11 protein-coding genes are annotated in these 16,435 nt (G+C 75.7%); 4 read left to right on the top strand and 7 right to left on the bottom strand.

The genetic code is table 11. From position 1 onward, the window contains the following. From ACQRUO_RS33260 to ACQRUO_RS33270, 3 genes are all read right to left on the bottom strand, one after another. Positions 1-1,163, bottom strand: a 1,163-nt coding sequence (locus ACQRUO_RS33260; RefSeq protein ID WP_428319863.1) for an AAA family ATPase, incomplete at its 3' end; no start/stop codon positions are given. 433 nt (positions 1,164-1,596) lie between these two features. After that, positions 1,597-4,695, bottom strand: coding sequence for an AAA family ATPase (locus ACQRUO_RS33265; RefSeq protein WP_428319873.1), 3,099 nt, complete (start codon positions 4,693-4,695; stop codon positions 1,597-1,599). 28 nt (positions 4,696-4,723) lie between these two features. After that, positions 4,724-6,475, bottom strand: a complete 1,752-nt coding sequence (locus ACQRUO_RS33270) for an AAA family ATPase (protein WP_428319864.1) — start codon at positions 6,473-6,475, stop codon at positions 4,724-4,726. A gap of 530 nt (positions 6,476-7,005) precedes the next feature. Here ACQRUO_RS33270 and ACQRUO_RS33275 point away from each other — a divergent pair. Continuing rightward, the gene (locus ACQRUO_RS33275) at positions 7,006-7,773 is read left to right on the top strand and encodes a thioesterase II family protein (protein WP_428319865.1); all 768 of its coding nucleotides are present in this window, start codon (positions 7,006-7,008) and stop codon (positions 7,771-7,773) included. A 10-nt stretch (positions 7,774-7,783) separates the two neighbouring features. Beyond that, complete coding sequence (locus tag ACQRUO_RS33280) at positions 7,784-8,461, top strand: 4'-phosphopantetheinyl transferase family protein (protein ID WP_428319866.1); 678 nt, start codon at positions 7,784-7,786, stop codon at positions 8,459-8,461. A 79-nt stretch (positions 8,462-8,540) separates the two neighbouring features. On the opposite strand, the gene kdpC is transcribed toward ACQRUO_RS33280, so the two are convergent. Genes kdpC through kdpF form a run of 4 tightly spaced genes read right to left on the bottom strand, consistent with a single transcriptional unit; the run spans position 8,541 to position 13,114 of the window. Beyond that, on the bottom strand, positions 8,541-9,170 hold the full coding sequence (kdpC, locus tag ACQRUO_RS33285; protein ID WP_428319867.1) for a potassium-transporting ATPase subunit KdpC: 630 nt from the start codon (positions 9,168-9,170) through the stop codon (positions 8,541-8,543). Between the two features lie 34 nt (positions 9,171-9,204). Continuing rightward, positions 9,205-11,307, bottom strand: a complete 2,103-nt coding sequence (kdpB, locus tag ACQRUO_RS33290; protein ID WP_428319868.1) for a potassium-transporting ATPase subunit KdpB — start codon at positions 11,305-11,307, stop codon at positions 9,205-9,207. 28 nt (positions 11,308-11,335) lie between these two features. Beyond that, entirely contained in the window at positions 11,336-12,997 is a 1,662-nt protein-coding gene (gene kdpA, locus ACQRUO_RS33295) for a potassium-transporting ATPase subunit KdpA (RefSeq protein ID WP_428319869.1), read from the bottom strand. Between the two features lie 27 nt (positions 12,998-13,024). Further along, on the bottom strand, positions 13,025-13,114 hold the full coding sequence (gene kdpF, locus ACQRUO_RS33300) for a K(+)-transporting ATPase subunit F (RefSeq protein ID WP_428319870.1): 90 nt from the start codon (positions 13,112-13,114) through the stop codon (positions 13,025-13,027). 352 nt (positions 13,115-13,466) lie between these two features. Here kdpF and ACQRUO_RS33305 point away from each other — a divergent pair, with 352 nt between their 5' ends. Both ACQRUO_RS33305 and ACQRUO_RS33310 read left to right on the top strand, forming a co-directional pair. Then, positions 13,467-14,420: an ACP S-malonyltransferase gene (locus ACQRUO_RS33305; protein WP_428319871.1), complete on the top strand. Its 954-nt coding sequence runs from the start codon at positions 13,467-13,469 to the stop codon at positions 14,418-14,420. A gap of 215 nt (positions 14,421-14,635) precedes the next feature. After that, positions 14,636-16,435: beta-ketoacyl synthase N-terminal-like domain-containing protein (locus ACQRUO_RS33310; RefSeq protein ID WP_428319872.1), on the top strand; the 1,800-nt coding region annotated here is incomplete at its 3' end.

Raw genomic sequence — 16,435 nt, forward strand, 5'->3', positions numbered from 1 at the left:
CGCCTCCGGCCTGGTTGATCAGCCGCCTCGCGCAGCACCTCCCGGGCCCACGGGCCCTGCGCGGCGGCCACCGCGACCAGCTGACCGGCCACCTCCTCCACCCCGCCGCCGTCCGCCAGCAGGATCCCGGCGGCCCGCAGGTGCAACTGCTCGCGCTCGGCCAGGCTGATCAGCTCCTCCAGCGCGTCGCGGATCGCCGGGTGCGCGGGCCGCGGCCGCGGACCCTCGGTCAGCAGGCCCATCCGGTGCAGCGCGTCGAGCACCCGGGTGCAGTCCAACCGGTCGGTGCCGGCCAGCCGCCCGATCTGGTCGGCGTCCGCCTGACCGTCCAGCAGTGCCACCGCCTTGGCCACCGCCCGCACCGCCGCCGGCTGGTGCCGCAGGCAGGCGGCCACCCGGCGGCGCAGCAGCGGCAGCGACAACCCGGGCAGCCGGTGCACCTGGGCCGCGCCCGGCGTCAGCCCGGCCTCGGCGACCGCGGTCAGCAGCGCGCCGAGCACCAGCGGGTTGCCGCCCGACATCCGGTGGCAGGCCCGGACGAACCCGGGCTCGACCGCCCCGCCGAACCGCCCGCCGAGCACCGCCGCGGTGCCGGCCGGGGAGAGCGGACGCAGGCTCGACGCGTGCTCGGCACCGGCCAGCAGCGCCCGCACCGGCGCCCGCTCGCCCGCCGGATCGCCCTCCCGCACGGTCAGCACCAGCACCGCGGCCACCGAGCGCAGCCGTCGGGCCAGGTGCCCGAGCCACTCCAGGGACGGGTCGTCGGCCCACTGCACGTCGTCCACCAGCAGCACCAGCGGCTGCGCCGCGGCGAGCCGGACGGTCAGCTCGTGCAGCGCGGCCAGCACGCCGGCCGGCTCGCCGGGCACCGGGTCGTCGCACGGCAGCCCGGCGGGGCCGCCCGTCGGACCGTCCAGTCCGTCCAGCACCGGCTCCAGCAACTGTCTGACCACCCCGAAGGCGAAGTCCTGCTCGGCCGGCGCAGCCGCCGCCCGCGCCGCCCGGATCCCCAACGGTCCCGCCAGTGCTGCGATCGCCCCCACCAACGCGGTGCGACCGGCCCCCAGCGGTCCGCGGATCACCACCGTGGACCCGGCGCCGGCCCGGCCCTGCTGGAGGGTGCTGGCGAGCAGTCCGAGCTCGGTCTCCCGTTCGATGAGCATGGGGTCTCCTCCTCAGCGGACGCCCGGGCACGCGGGGCGGGGGGTGGCAGGGTGCGGGACGGCGGGGCGGTTCGTGGTGAGCGCGGCCGGGGCGGCAGGAGGACGGGCGGGGGCGGGGGGCACGGTCGCTGGGTGGCGCGGCTGGGTGGACGCACGCGTGGGCATGGCTGACGGCTCCGGCACCTTGGTGGCCGGGGTCCGGGCGGCGGCGGGCGCGATGGCCGGGCGGCGTGCTCGGGTGGGCGTGGGCACGCCTGACGACCCCAGCACCCCGGTGCCCCCCTCCCGCTCACTCGCGCGGGTGCCCCACACCACCCCGCAGACCTCGGCATGTGGTGTACGGCTGGTGGGGTGCCCCTGGTTCAGCGTGGCGGCGAGCGGCCCGGATCCGGTGGCCCGTTCGATCGGCATGGCGGGGGTTCTCCTCACCGGGTCACCGGGTGTTCGGGAGCCGGAAGCGGGGGTGCGGGACGGTGGGGCGCGGGGTGGGGTCGGGGGCGGCGAGCGAGGCCAGCCCGCTGGCGGGGGCGGCGCGGCCGCTCACCTGCCGGGCCCGTTGGGCCAGCGCCGCGGCGCCGAGGACCCCGGCCAGCTCCTCCGCCTCCCGCAGCAGCGCTTCGGCGCACGCCTGCTGCCCGGCGCGCAGCCGGGCGGCGGCCAGCTCGATCAGTCCGTGGCAGTAGCTCAGCTGGGCGGGGGAGTGGCGCAGCAGCCGGACCCCACGGTCGAGCTCGTCCAGCGCGGGGCCGGCGGCCGCGCTGTGCCCGACGGCCAGCCGGGCCAGCCCGACCCCCGCGGCGGTACCCCAGCGCCGCGCCAGCACCAGCTCCCGGCGGGCCAACTCCGCAGCGGCGTCCGGCCGTTCGAGTTGACGTAGGGCGGCGGCCGCGCACGACCGCCAGGGCAGCAGGGCCGGGTTCGCCCAGCCCTGCGCCAGCAGCCGCCGCCCGCACTCCTGGAACAGGCCGAGCGCGCCCGCCGGATCGTCGGCGGCGGCGCGCAGCACGCCCTGGGCGAAGAGCCAGAACGCCCAGGCGGTGCCCGCCTCGCCGCCCGCCGGTGGCGGCACCGCCGCCGCCTGCTCGGCCAGGTCGGGCCGGCCGTGCCAGAGCGCGATCATGATCTCCAGGCCGGGCACGGTCGGCGCCAGTGCCGGATGCCAGTGGTCGCGCGGCACCGCTCGCAGCGCCCGCGCCAGCCCGCGCTCCGCCTCGTCCACCCGGCCCAGCCGCAGCTCCAGTTCGGCCCGCAGCAGCAAGGCCCGGCCGGCCACCCCCGACGCCTCCTGGCGCCGGGCGTCGACCAGCACCGCGTCCAGCCCGTCGCGCGCCCCGGCCGGCTCGTCGGCGATCAGCAGTGCGCGGCAGGCCGCCAGCCGGGGCGCGAAGAGGGGCGCCACGGAGCTCGGTACGGCCAGCGCAATCCTGGCCAACTCGCGGGCCCGCAGCAGACTTTCTCCCTGGATGGCGGCCTGCCAGGCGGCGCTGCCGGCGGCCGCCGGGCTCAGGGTGCCGGTGGCTGGGGTGGAGGCTGGCGCCGGCGTCGGCACCGCCGCGGCGCATGCTTCCCCGTGGTCCCCGTGGTCCCCGTGCTCCCCGTGCTCCCCGTGCCGCCCGCGCTCTTCGAGCCGCCCGGGCCACGGGCCGGGCAGCGCGGCCGTCAGCGGGGTGAGCGCCGCGTGCCCGGCCCGCTCGGCCTCGGTCTGCGGCTGCCAGCCGACCGGGGTCGCGCCGTGCGTGATCAGCAGGTCGGCCGCCGCCAGTCGCAGCGGCGCCAGCGCGGGACCCGTCAGCCGGACCACCCGGCCCAGCCGGCGGTCCGCGACCGCCGGCGCCACGGCTGCCTCCGTCCTGCCCAGCTCCAGGAGCAGCTGTCCGCGTTGCAGCTCGGTGAGCGGTTCGTCCAGGGCGCGCCGGAGCAGCACCGCGGCGGCCGCCGGCCGGCCCGCGAACCGCTGCTGCGCGGCCGCGTCCCGCAGCGCCGCCACGGCCCACGGGTCACCCAGTGCGGGGGTGCCGAGCAGCATCCGGCCCAGGTCCTCCGCCGGGACCGCCAGCCGGTGGCCCAGCTCGGCGGCGCGCGCGTGCAGGGCGGCCCGCTCGGCCGGCGGCAGCGTGGCCAGCACGGGTGCGGCGGCGGCCGGATCGAGCAGCCGCGGCCGTTCCGCCGTGCTGGTCAGGCCGCTGGCGGCGAGCAGCTCGCGCGCGGTGGCGGTGGAGATCGAGCGCACCTCGGAGAGCGTGCAGACCAGCGCGAAGTCCAACGCGCCGCCGCAGACCGCGACCACCCGCAGCAGCCGCGCCAACTCGGCGGGCGCGCCGTCCAGCAGCCGGGCCACCTGCTCGGCCAGCGCCGCACCGGCGAGCCGCTCCAGCAGCGCCGGGTCGCCCGCCCCCGGCCGGACCCCGCCCCCGACCGCCAGGCGCAGCACACCGGCCAGCAGCGCCGGGTTCCCCCGGGTGGCGGCCGCCACGGCGGCACCGTCACGCTCGGTCGGCGGCTCCGCCCAGTGCGCGGCGAGCACCCGGGTCACCCCGGCGGCGGTGAGCGGCGCGGGGGTGAGCAGGTCCTGGGCGCAGCGCGGATCCTCGGTGCCGGGCAGTACCGGGACCTCGTCCAGCACGGCGGGCAGGCCGCTGTCCGCGATCACCAGCAGGATCGGCGGGCCGTCCGGGCCGCGCCGGGCCAGCGTCGCCAGCACCCGGCGACTGGCCCGGTCGGCCCACTGCGCATCGTCCAGCAGCAGCACCAGGGGCTCCCGCCGGGCCGCCGACCGCAGCTCGCGCCCGAGCCGCGCGGCCAACTCGCCGTGCTCCGGGGGCACGGGCTGCGCCGGGTCGCCCCAGAGCCGGCGGCCCGCCGGCCCGCCGGCGGGGAACCACTGCCGGAGCACGCCGTAGGGCAGGTTGACCTCGGCGACCGCACCCTGCGCCCAGCGCGCGGTCAGCCCGGCCGCCTCGGCGAGCCGCGCGGTCGCCCGCAGCAGCGCGGTACGCCCCGCCCCGGGCTGCCCGGTCACGGTGATCCGCCCGGACCGCCCCCGCCCCAGCCGGTCCAGCGCCTCCCGGAGCACGGCGATCTCCCCGTCCCGCTCCGCGAGGAGGGGAGCGGGGGAAGGTGCAGTCGGGGGTTGGGCGGGGGAGGGCGCGCTCGGAGCGTGGGCTGCGGGCGTGCCGAGGTGGGTGGTGGTGTGCGCGCGGCGCGTTGTGCCCGGGTGGACCGGCGTCTGTGGTTCGCCCGAAGGCGTGCCGGTGCCGCCCGGCCCGCAGATGCGGGGCGGGGTCGCGCCGGGCAGCGCGGACTCTCGCTCGCGCGGCGTGCCGGGGTAGGTGGTGGCGTGTGTGCCCGGAGCCGTGTCCTGGCGCGCCGCCGCTTGCTGTTCGCCTGACGGCACGTCAGTGTCGCCCGGCTCGTCGGTGCGGGTCGGAGCCGCGCTGGGCTGCGCGGACTCCGGTGCGCGTGTGCCCAGCTCCGCGCCCGGATGGATCGGCGTCTCTTGTTCGCCCGACGGCACGTCGGTGTCGCCCGGCACACCGGCACGTGGTGTCGGCTCGGCCCGGTCAGCCGTGGCGCACCGCTCCGAGCGGCCCGGGTCCGTCGGGTCGGCCGGCAGGGGGCCGGTGCTCGAGGGTCCGCCGGGCCGGGTAGGGGTCGTCGCGTCGCCGACCTGCTTGCGGCCGGGCAGCGGGATGCCGTCCTCGCCGTGCGTCATGCTTGCGTCTGTCCTCGCCCTGGTCTCTGCTACGCGAACGGCCCGGCACTGCTGCACGGACCCACGGGACCGGCCCATGCCGGCCCGACCGCGGCGCCTCGACGAACGGCGAGGCGCCGGGTCCGGCTCTGCTGCCCGGGGTGGTGGCCGAACCGGCCCGATGGCCCGCCCGGTGGCCGACTCGACGGCCGGCCCGCCGACTTGCCGCCGCCCGCGCCAACCGGGGCGGCCGGCCTTCCGCGGGCCGGTGCAGCGTCGACCGCCCAACGCCCGACCGCCATCGCCCGCCACCCCGGGGCACCCCGGAGACGACGCAAGGCGGATGACCACTGCCGAACGGGAGCGGGTGCACCCAGCCGGCCCGGCTCACCCCGCCGGACCGGGCGGGCGACTCCCCGTCCGCCGCAGGCCCTTCAGACTCCTCGCACTCCTCGCACTCCTCGCACTCCTCGAACTCCTCGCACCCCTGAAGCTCTTCGAACTCCGCGAGCTGCGCGATCTCCTCCGCCGTCGCGCCCGCGTCGGCGAGCAACCGGGTGGCCCGCGCCTGCCAGCCCACGCCCGCACCGCCGCGCCCGCCAAGGGCCCGCAGCGCCGCGGCACGGAAACCGGGCAGCGCGAAACCGTCGCCCTCGCCCGTCCCGCTGAGCAGGCCCAGCCCGGCGAGCGCATCCAACGCGGCCTCGACCTGACACAACGACAACTCCGCTAGTCCACCCACGATTTCCCGCTGCACGCCACCCAGCACGGCCACCGCCCTAGCGGTGTCGCGCACCGCCGCCGGCACCACGGCGAGTGCGGCGCGCGCGAAGTCCGCCGCGCTGTCGTCCGCCGCTCGCGCCACCGACTCCGTGCCGGCGGCCAGCCGCTCCACGGTGTCCACCAGCAACCGCGGCCGCCCACCGGTCAGCTCCAGGCACGCGTCCACCGCACCGTCAGCCACCCCCCGGCCGAGCCGCTCCGCGAGCAACTCCCGTACGGCGTCAGGCCCCAGCGGCCCGAGCTCCAGCGACCGCCACTCCTGCTCCGCGAACAGATCCGCCAGCACCGCTCCCGCTGCCGACGCCACCTCCGTCGACACCGCCCCCGCCGTCTCCGGCCCCGCCGACTCCCCGCACCCCAGGCTCAACACCACCAGCAGCGGCAGCTCCGCCGCCCGGCGCAGCAGGAAGGCGAGCCAGTGCAGCGACTCCGGGTCGGCGAGCTCGGCGTCGTCCACGGTGACCACCACCGGCCCGCGCTGCGCCGACTGCCGCAGCCGCCGGTACAGCTCCTGGTGCACCGCATGCCGCCGCTGCGCCGCGACCCCGCCGGCGGCAACCGACCCCTCCACTCCCTCCACCACCCCGAACAGCTCGCGCACCACCCCGAACGCCGCCTGCCGCGCACCGGTGGCGCGCAGCACCGTCGCTGCCCGGCAGCTCGGCGACGTCGCGAAGGCGTCCAGCAGCGCGGTCCGCCCCATCCCGGGGGCGCCGCGCAGCACCAGCAGGTGCAGTCCGTCGCGGGCGGCCTCGGCTGCGCGGTCCAGGACGGCAAGTTCGGCAGCACGCCCGAGGACGGGGTTGCCCTGCGAGGAGGGCACCACGCGGCTGTCCATGCGGTGGGTCCCTTCGCAGGTGTGGCTGGGTACGGGGCGGCGGTGGGTGCGGTGGCACCGGTGTACCGCGGGGCGGTCTGCCCGGCAGGCTACGACCAGGGTCGGCCGTCAAGAGCGGGGCCACCTCATTCCCTCGCACATCTTTGACGGTTTGGTAGCGACTTGTTGACGTGCCGCGGACATCGTCTGGAAGCGGAGGTTCCTTGACTGAAACCTGCCGTTGTTTCGGCCGAAACCCGTCGTAGTCCGGATTCTCTGGTGCCACTCAGCTCTCATCCAGCTCTCAGACCCCATCAGCCCCACCCGTCACACCGGCCCCACCCCACGCTGCTTCACCCTCACTCGAGACTCCGTCCAGCCCCCGTCCAGTCCCGATCCACTCCCGAGGCAGCCCCCGTCCACCCTCACCAGCGCCCGATCCTGGCCCCGCGCCAGTGATCGTCGGCCACACTTGACCCTGGCTCCGACCTCGAACTAGCGTCCGGAGCAGGAAGACTGACAGGGCGAAGGCACGAGGGACAGGGGCACCCATGGTTGAGGCCGCCGTCGACAGCGGACTGTGGATCCGCCGATTCCACCCGGCGAACGACGGGGCGCCGCGCCTGGTCGTGCTGCCGCACGCGGGCGGCTCGGCCAGCTTCTTCCGGCCGTTCTCCACCGCACTGTCGCCGGAGCTGGAGGTGCTGACCGTCCAGTACCCGGGCCGGCAGGACCGCCGCACCGAGCCGACCATCGACAACGTCGCCGACTACGCCGACGCGATCCACGCGGCGTTGCAGCCGTTCGCCGACCGCCCGCTCACGCTCTTCGGCCACAGCATGGGCGCGGTGCTCGGCTTCGAGGTGGCCCGCCGGCTGGAGCAGTCCGGTCACGCCCCGCTCGGCCTGATCGCCTCCGGCCGCCGCGCGCCCTCGACGCACCGGGAGGAGTCGGTGCACCTGCGCGACGACAACGGGATCGTCGCCGAGCTGCGCACCCTCAGCGGCACCCACGGGGACCTGCTCGGCGACGAGGAGATCCTGCGGATGATCCTGCCGGCGCTGCGCGGCGACTACACCGCCGTCGAGCGCTACTCCTGCCCGGCCGACCGCGTCGTCTCCTGCCCGATCCTGGTGCTGACCGGGGACGAGGACCCGCGCACCACGCTGGCCGAGGCCGAGGCCTGGGCCGGACACACCACGGCCGGCAGCCGGCTGGAGGTCTTCACCGGCGGGCACTTCTTCATCGTCGACCACCAGAAGCGGTTGGCCGAGCTGGTGGCCGAGTTCACCACCGGCCGCGCCGCCGCCGGTCGCTGAGGCCGGCCGGGTGCTCGCGGACCTGCTGCCGCCCGGCGCCGCCTGCGCCGAGTACTTCGCCGACCTGCCCGAGGCACCGCTCTTCCCCGCCGAGGAGCAGTTGCTGGGCGACGCGGTGCCCAAGCGCCGCGGCGAGTTCGGCACCGCCCGGGTGGCGGCCCGGGCGGCCCTCGCCCAGTTGGGGCTGCCGCCGGTCGCGGTGCTCGCCGATCCGCGCGGGGTGCCGGTGTGGCCGGACGGCGTGCTCGGCAGCATCACCCACTGCGTCGGCTACCGCGGCTGCGCGGTGGCCCGCAGCGCCGAGTTCGCGGGGCTGGGGATCGACGCCGAGCCCGACCTGCCGCTGCCCCCGGGGTTGTCGGAGGTGATCACGGTGCCGGCCGAGCGGCGCCACCTGGCCGAACTCGCCCGGCTCCCGGGGCCGCTGGGCGGCTCGGGGCGACCGGCCTGGGACCGGCTGCTGTTCAGCGCCAAGGAGGCGGTCTTCAAGGCGGTCTTCCCGGTGAGCCGGATCGAGCTCGACTTCCCCGACGTCCCGATCACCGTCGTGCCGGGGTCCGGCACCTTCGCCGCCGAACTCCCCGCCGCCGTCGCCCGGGCCTGCGGCAACCGCTCCCGCCACCTCACCGGCCGCTGGCTGGCCGCCCGCGGCCTGCTGCTCACCGTGGTGGCACTAGGGCCTGTCTGACAATTCCCGCCGGGCGCGCGAATTGTTCAGACAGGGACCGACGGCCGCGCGGCCGAGCTTCGACGTCCCCGACGAGCACTCACCGCAACCCCTCCAGCGCAAGGTTCAGCCCCAGCACGTTCACCCGCGGCTGCCCGAGGAACCCCAGCACCCGCCCGTCCACGTGCCGGGCGACCAGCGCCCGCACCTTCGCCGGGTCCAGGCCGCGGGCCCGGGCGACCCGGTCCACCTGCTGGTACGCGTAGCCGGGGGAGATCGCCGGGTCGAGGCCCGAACCGCTCGCGGTCAGCGCGTCCGGCGGCACCCGGGACGGGGCGACGCCGTCCAGCGCGGCCGCCGCGGCCCGGCGCTGCTGCACGGCGGCCAGCAGCACGGCGGAGTTGGGCCCCAGGTTCGAGGGGCCGGAGGCGGTCGGGTCGTAGCCGGCGGCGCCGGCGGCCGAGGGGCGCGACTGGAACCAGCGCGGATCGGGCTGCGCGGGCGCACCGTTGCCCGCCGCGGGCAGCGTGAAGTTCTGGCCCAGCAGGTTCGAGCCGACCACCGTGCCGTCGTGCCGCAGCAGCGAGCCGTTCGCCTGGCCCGGCAGCAGCGCCTGTGCGATGCCCACCAGCACCAGCGGGTAGGCGATCCCGCAGATCACGGTGAAGACCAGCAGCACCCGCAGGCCGGTCAGGTGCAGGCGCGCCAGCGCGCCCAGTGGTGTCGCCATCGAGCCACCTCCTCCGCCGCGAAGCGGGTCGTTCCTAGTGCAGCCCCGGGATGAACTGCACCACCAGGTCGATCAGTTTGATCCCGACGAACGGCAGCGCCAGCCCGCCCGCCCCGTACAGCCCGAGGTTGCGGCGCAGCAGTGCCGAGGCCGAGGACGGCCGGTAGCGCACGCCGCGCAGCGCCAGCGGGATCAGCGCCACGATGATCAGCGCGTTGAAGACGATCGCCGAGGTGATCGCGGACTTCGGGCTGTGCAGCGCCATGATGTTGAGGTGGTGCAGGCCGGGGTAGACGCCCGCGAACATCGCGGGGATGATCGCGAAGTACTTGGCCACGTCGTTGGCGATCGAGAAGGTGGTCAACGCCCCGCGGGTGATCAGCAGCTGCTTGCCGATCTCGACGATCTCGATCAGCTTGGTCGGGTTGGAGTCCAGGTCGACCATGTTCCCGGCCTCCTTCGCCGCCGAGGTGCCGGTGTTCATCGCCACCCCGACGTCGGCCTGGGCCAGGGCGGGCGCGTCGTTGGTCCCGTCGCCGGTCATCGCGACCAGCTTGCCGCCGCCCTGTTCGCGGCGGATCAGCGCCATCTTGTCCTCGGGCGTGGCCTCGGCCAGGAAGTCGTCGACGCCGGCCTCCTGGGCGATCGCGGCGGCGGTCAGCGGGTTGTCGCCGGTGATCATCACGGTCCGGATGCCCATCCGGCGCAGGTCCTCGAACCGCTCCCGGATGCCGTGCTTGACCACGTCCTTGAGGTGGATCACCCCCAGCACCCGGGCCGCCCCGCCGCCGGTCTGCTCGGCCACCACCAGCGGCGTGCCGCCGGCCGCCGAGATCCGCTCGACCGCCGCCCCCACGTCCGGGCCCACCGCCCCGCCGCCCTGCTCCACGAAGGCGACCACCGAGGCCGCTGCCCCCTTGCGGATCCGCCGCACCCCCTGGCCGTCCTCGTCCAGGTCCACCCCGCTCATCCGGGTCTGCGCGGTGAACGGCACCCAGCTGGCGTGCGCCAGCTCGCCCTGGCTGCGGGCCCGCAGGCCGTACTTCTCCTTGGCCAGCACCACGATCGAGCGGCCCTCGGGGGTCTCGTCGGCCAGGCTGGAGAGCTGGGCGGCGTCGGCCAGTTCGGCCAGTTCGGCGGCGCCGACCGGGAGGAACTCGGCGGCCTGCCGGTTGCCGAAGGTGATGGTGCCGGTCTTGTCCAGCAGCAGGGTGGAGACGTCGCCGGCCGCCTCCACGGCCCGCCCGGAGAGCGCGAGCACGTTGCGCTGCACCAGGCGGTCCATGCCGGCGATGCCGATCGCGGAGAGCAGCGCGCCGATGGTGGTGGGGATCAGCGCGACCAGCAGGGCCACCAGCACGACGGTGGTCTGCTCGGCTCCCGCGTAGCTCGCCATCGGCTGCAGCGTGACCACCGCCAGCAGGAAGACGATGGTCAGCGAGGCGAGCAGGATGTCCAGGGCGATCTCGTTCGGGGTCTTCTGCCGGGCGGCTCCCTCGACCAGGGCGATCATCCGGTCGATGAAGGTCTTGCCGGGCTCGGAGGTGATCCGCACGACGATCCGGTCGGAGAGCACCTTGGTGCCACCGGTGACCGCCGAGCGGTCGCCGCCGGACTCGCGGATCACCGGCGCGGACTCACCGGTGATCGCCGACTCGTCGACGCTGGCCACGCCCTCGACCACGTCGCCGTCGCCGGGGATGATCTGGCCGGCCTCCACCACCACGTGGTCGCCCAGCCGCAGCGCGGCCGCCGGGATCTCCTCCTCGGCCGTGTCGACCGCCCCCGGCTGCCAGTCGTGCAGTCGCCGGGCCACCGTCTCGGTGCGGGTCCGGCGCAGCGTGTCGGCCTGGGCCTTGCCACGGCCCTCGGCCACGGCCTCGGCCAGGTTGGCGAAGACCACGGTCAGCCAGAGCCAGGCGGCGATCACCCAGGCGAAGACGCTGCTGTGCCGGATCGCCGAGATGGTGGTGAGCAGCGAGCCCACCTCGACCACGAACATCACCGGGTGGCGGGCCATCACCCGCGGATCCAGCTTGCGGACCGCGTCCGGCAGCGCGGCGACCAGCTGCCGCGGGTCCAGCAGCCCGCCGGAGACCCGGTGCGCGTCGTGTTCGGCGGCGGTGTCGACGGCCATCAGCGGGCCCCTCCGGACGGTGCGCCGGTCATTTCAGGCCCTCGGCGAGCGGCCCGAGCGCGAGCGCGGGGAAGTAGGTCAGGCCGACCACGATCAGCACCACTCCGGAGAGCATGCCGACGAACAGCGGTCGGTGGGTGGGCAGCGTGCCGGCGGTGACCGGGACCGGCTGCTGACCGGCCAGCGAGCCGGCCAGCGCCAGCACGAAGACCATCGGCAGCAGCCGGCCGAGCAGCATCGCCAGGCCCAGGGCGGTGTTCCACCAGGTGCTGGTGGCGGTCAGGCCGCCGAAGGCGGAGCCGTTGTTGTTAGCCGCCGAGGCGAAGGCGTAGAGCACCTCGGAGAAGCCGTGCGGCCCGGGGTTCAGCGCGGTCGAGCGCTCGGCCCGGAAGGTCATCGCCGTGCCGGTGCCGATCAGCACCACCGCCGGGGTGGTGAGGATGTAGAGGGAGGCGAACTTCATCTCCCGGCCGCCGAGCTTCTTGCCCAGGTACTCCGGGGTGCGCCCGACCATCAGCCCGCCGACGAAGACCGTCACGATGGCCAGTACCAGCATCCCGTAGAGGCCCGAGCCGGTGCCGCCGGGTGCGATCTCGCCGAGCATGATGTCGAAGACGGTCAGCCCGCCGCCGAACGCGGTGAAGGAGTCGTGCGCCGAGTTCGCCGCCCCGGTGGAGGTGAGCGTGGTGGAGGCGGCGAACAGGGTGGAGCCGGAGATGCCGAACCGCACCTCCTTGCCCTCCATCGCGGCCCCGGCGGCGTGCAGCGCGCTGCCCTGGTGCCCCCACTCGGCGATCGCCAGCAGGATCGACGAGGCGGTCCAGAAGAGCGCCATCACGGTGACGATGGCGTAGCCCTGCCGGTGGTCGCCGACCATGGCGCCGAAGGTGCGCGGCAGCGAGAAGGCGACCACCAGCAGCAGGTAGATCTCCAGCCAGTTGGTGAACGCGGTCGGATTCTCGAACGGGTGCGCCGAGTTGGCGTTGTAGAAGCCGCCGCCGTTGGTGCCCAGCTCCTTGATCACCTCCTGCGAGGCCACCGGGCCGCCCGGGATCGACTGGCTCTGGCCGGCCAGGGTGGTGATCTGGTGGAAGCCGTGCAGGTTCTCCACCATGCCGCAGGCCACGAAGACGATCCCGAAGACCACCGAGACCGGCAGCAGCAGCCGCAGCGTGATCCGGGTCAGGTCGGTCCAGAAGTTGCCGACCCGGTGCGTCCGGTTGCGGGCGAAACCGCGGATCAGCGCCGCGGCCACCGCCACCCCGACCGCCGCCGAGACGAAGTTCTGCACCGCGAGCCCGGCCATCTGCACCAGGTGGCCCATGGTCGACTCGCCCGAGTACGACTGCCAGTTGGTGTTGGTGACGAACGAGGCGGCGGTGTTGAACGCGGTGGCCGCCGGCACCGCGGGGAAGCCCAGCGAGAGCCAGAGGTGGTCCTGCACCCGCTGGAAGACGTAGAGGAAGAGCACCGAGACCGCGGAGAAGGCCAGCACGCTGCGCAGGTAGCCCAGCCACGGCATGTCGTGGTCGGGCGAGACGCCCATCAGGCGGTAGCCGAGCCGTTCGATCCGCAGGTGCCGCGGGCTGGTCAGCAGGTGGGCCAGGTAGTCGCCCAGCGGGCGGTAGGAGAGCGCGAGCGCGGCCACCAGGGCCAGCGCCTGCAGCACCCCGGCGAGGGTGGGGCTCATCCGGTCACCTCGGAGTCCCGGGCCACGTCAGAACTTCTCCGGCCGGATCAGCGCCAGCAGCAGGTAGCCGACCAGGGCCGCCGCGACGATCAGGCCCACGATGTTGTCCGCGGTCACAGCCGGCTCACCCCCTTGGCGACCAGCGCGAGCACACCGAAGGTGGCCAGCGTGACGAGGACGAAGGCCAGGTCTGCCATGGCGGGACTCCAACCGGACAGTCGGGGGCGCCCCGCGGGGGCGGGGCCGGGCTTCCTCTGTCGAGTGTGGGTCCGGTGGTCCGACGGTCCGTGGTTTTCCTACGCCGACCGGGGCGGGCGTTGGGCCGTCGGAGTGGGGCGGCGCCCGGGGGCCGGAAGGGGGCCAGGAGTCGGGTCCGGAGCCGGCCGGCGCCAAAGACTAGGCGATTCCCGGTCGGGGCTCGGCTTCACTTCCGTCACGTCGACGACGTTGCAGCGGAAGGAAGATCGCGATGGCCCTGGCCTACCTCCTCGGCGGTGGACTCAGCCCCGAGTCCCGGGCGGGTGTGGCGCTCCACCAGGCCTACCCGGCGGTGCGCCGCTGCTACCAGGAGCTCCAGGAGCTCACCGGCCTGACCCAGGACCAGCTGCTCACCGACGAGCTGCCCGAGGAGTCGGGGCAGCGGCAGAGCATCTCGGCGATCCGGCAGGCGGCCGTGGCCTTCGGCATCCACGACGTGCTGGCCGAGGCCGGGGTGCACCCGGCGGTGATCGGCGGGCTGAGCCTGGGCGGGCTGGTCGGCGGCTGCCTGACCGGCGCGGTCTCCCGGTTCGAGCTGTACGGCCTGCTGGGCCGGCTGCGCGGGATCCCCGAGGTGCCGGCCGGCGCGCCCGCCGAGGGCATCGCGCTCGCCTTCATCCCGGCCGGCGAGGACCCGCGCGGCTACTACGGCGGGGCCCGCGCGGACGTCTACCTGGCCTGCGACTTCGGCCCCACGGTGGACGGCGGCAAGCGGATGCTGATGCTCACCGGCCACCGCGAGGCGCTGGACGAGATGGAGGAGGAGCTGCCGCCCGGCACCATGGCGGTGCTGGACGAGATCGAGTCCGCGATCCACTGCCCGCTCGCCCGGTCGGCCGCCGACCACCTGGCCCCCTTCGTCGACGCGCTGCGGATCGATGACCCGCGGATCCCGCTCTGCTCCTCGCTGGAGCCGCGCACCCTCACCGCGGCCGGCGACATCCGCGACCTGATGCACCGCAACCCGGTGGAGCCGGTCAGCATCCTGCACGTGATCAGTGAGCTGGAGCGGCACGGCACCACGCTGGCCCTGGTGCTCGGCCCCTCGATCCCGGAGGGGATCATCCCCTTCCCGTTCCCGGTCGTGCACATCACCGAGCCCGAGCACGTGGAGAAGGCACTGGCCGCGGTCCGCGAGCACGGCCTGGACACCGCCGCCGGCTGAACCCGCCCGGGGCCGCCCGTCGGTCGGCGCGCACCGTCCCGCGCGCCGACCCGGCACGCCCGGCCCCGCTCGACCCCGCACCACCGCCCTCGCACCGCCGAACCGCAGCCCCGCCCCGTTCCAGGTCACCGCCGGGCCCGCCCGTCCGCGCCCCCGGCGTCGCACCGAGCCTCCTGGCCTCACCAAATCGTCGGCATTTCCAGAGAGTTGGGTCCGTGATGAGCACGCAGCCCGAGCCGGTAAGAACCGCCAGTCCGTCCGCCCTGCCGCCGGACCTCGCGGCCCTGCCGGCGTCCGAGCAGCAGCGCGTGCTGCTCGACCTGGTGCGCGGCTGCGTCGCCGCCGCGCTGCGGCTGGCCGGGGCCGACGCGGTGGAGCCGGCCGCCGGGCTGCTCGCCCAGGGGCTCGACTCGCTGGCCGCGGTGCGCCTGCACGGTGAACTGACCGCCGTCACCGGGCTGGCCCTGCCGGTCACCCTGGCCTTCGACCACCCCACCCCGCTGGCGCTGGCCGCGCACCTGCTCGAAGAGCTGACCGGCAGTCAGCCGGCTGACGGCGAGGCTGAGTTCCGCTCCCCGGTGGACCCCGAGGAGCCGATCGCCATCGTCGGGATGAGCTGCCGGCTGCCCGGCGGGGTGGAGTCGCCCGAGGACCTGTGGCGCCTGGTGCGCGACGGGGTGGACGCCATCGCCGAGTTCCCCGACGACCGCGGCTGGGACACCGAGGCCATCTTCGACCCGGACCCGGAGGCGGTCGGCCGGACCTACGTGCGCCGCGGCGGCTTCCTGGCCGGCGCCGCGCTCTTCGATGCCGGCCTGTTCGGCATCGGCCCGCGCGAGGCGCTCGCCATGGACCCGCAGCAGCGGCTGCTGCTCGAGGTCTCCTGGGAGGCGCTGGAGCGGGCCGCGATCCCGCTGGACTCGCTGCGCGGCTCCCGCACCGGCGTCTTCGCGGGCGCCGAGAACCACGACTACGGCCCGCACCTGCACGAGGCCGAGCCCGGCCTGGAGGGCTACACCCTCACCGGCCGCGCCGCCAGCGTGATCTCCGGGCGGATCGCCTACAGCCTCGGCCTGGAGGGCCCGGCCCTCACCGTCGACACCGCCTGTTCCTCCTCGCTGGTCGCGCTGCACCTGGCCGCCCGGGCGCTGCGGGACGGCGAGTGCGACCTGGCGCTGGCCGGCGGCGTCGCGGTGCTGGCCACCCCCGGCGACTTCATCGCCTTCAGCCGGCAGCGCGGGCTGGCTCCGGACGGGCGGTGCAAGTCCTTCTCGGACGGTGCCGACGGCACCGCCTGGGCCGAGGGCGTGGGCATGCTGGTGGTCGAGCGGCTCTCCGACGCCCGGCGCCTGGGCCACCCGGTGCTGGCCGTGCTGCGCGGCAGCGCGGTCAACCAGGACGGCGCGAGCAACGGCCTGACCGCGCCCAGCGGCCGGGCCCAGCAGCAGGTGATCAAGGCCGCGCTCGCCTCGGCCGGCCTGGCGGCCGACCAGGTGGACGTGGTGGAGGCGCACGCCACCGGCACGGTGCTCGGCGACCCGATCGAGGCGCAGGCGCTGCTGGCCACCTACGGGCAGCAGCGGCCGGCCGAGGCGCCGGTGCTGCTCGGCTCGTTGAAGTCCAACATCGGGCACGCGCAGGCCGCCGCCGGCGTGGCCGGTGTGATCAAGATGGTCGAGGCGATCCGGCACGCGACGGTCCCCAGGTCGCTGCACGCCGAGCGGCTCTCCCGGCACGTCGACTGGACCTCGGGCCACGCCCAGGTGGCCGCCGAGACCGCCGCCTGGCCGGTGACCGGCCGGGCCCGGCGGGCCGCCGTCTCCTCCTTCGGGATCAGCGGCACCAACGCGCACGTGATCCTCGAGCAGGCGCCGGAGCAGCCGGCCGCCCGCCCCGAGCCGGCCCCCGCCGCCGGCCCGCTGGCCTTCCCGCTCTCCGCCCGCAGCGCCGCCGCACTGCCGGCCCAGGCCGAGCGCCTGCGCGCCTTCCTGGCGGCGGACGCAGCCCCGGCCGCG

The sequence above is a fragment of the Kitasatospora sp. LaBMicrA B282 genome, assembly GCF_050325825.1.
GTDB lineage: Bacteria > Actinomycetota > Actinomycetes > Streptomycetales > Streptomycetaceae > Kitasatospora.